The following is a 526-nucleotide window of genomic DNA, read 5'->3' on the forward strand; positions in this document are numbered from 1 at the left end:
GGCAAGGCCGCCGCGCCCTATGAGTTCGGCGTGAAGGCCTCCATCGTCACCAACAACCAAAGAGCTCCGGGCGGCTTGTTCGTGCTCCACGCCTGCTCGCTGCCGGACAACCCCTACGACGGTCACACCCTTCGCAACGTCATCGAGCGCACCGAGAGCCTCACCGGCTGCCCGATCGAACGGGCCTATGTCGACAAGGGATATCGCGGCCACGACACACAAAATCCCCGCCGCGTCTTCATCTCGGGCCAGAAGCGCGGCGTCTTCGGCGTCATCAAGCGCGAGCTACGCCGCCGTTCCGCCATCGGGCCCATCATCGGACACATGAAGAACGAAGGTCACCTTGGCCGCTGCTATCTCAAAGGCCGCGCCGGAGATGCCGCTAACGTTCTCCTCTCGGCCGTTGGCCACAACCTCCGCCGTGTCCTGGCTTGGCTCAGAGACCTTTTGTCCCTCTTCCTGCTCTCACTCTGGCCAACGCTCAACTGTCCAGTTCAGCCCAATTCGGCTTATTAACGATCGACTC

The 526-nt window shown here is 62.4% G+C and carries 1 pseudogene; it reads left to right on the forward strand.

Annotated elements, in window-relative coordinates:
• Positions 1-516: pseudogene (locus IC50_RS38285) on the forward strand (IS5/IS1182 family transposase); the annotation flags it as partial.
• Between the last annotated feature and the right edge of the window lie 10 nt (positions 517-526).

Source organism: Bradyrhizobium genomosp. I (2014), assembly GCF_000261685.1.
Lineage (GTDB): Bacteria > Pseudomonadota > Alphaproteobacteria > Rhizobiales > Xanthobacteraceae > Bradyrhizobium.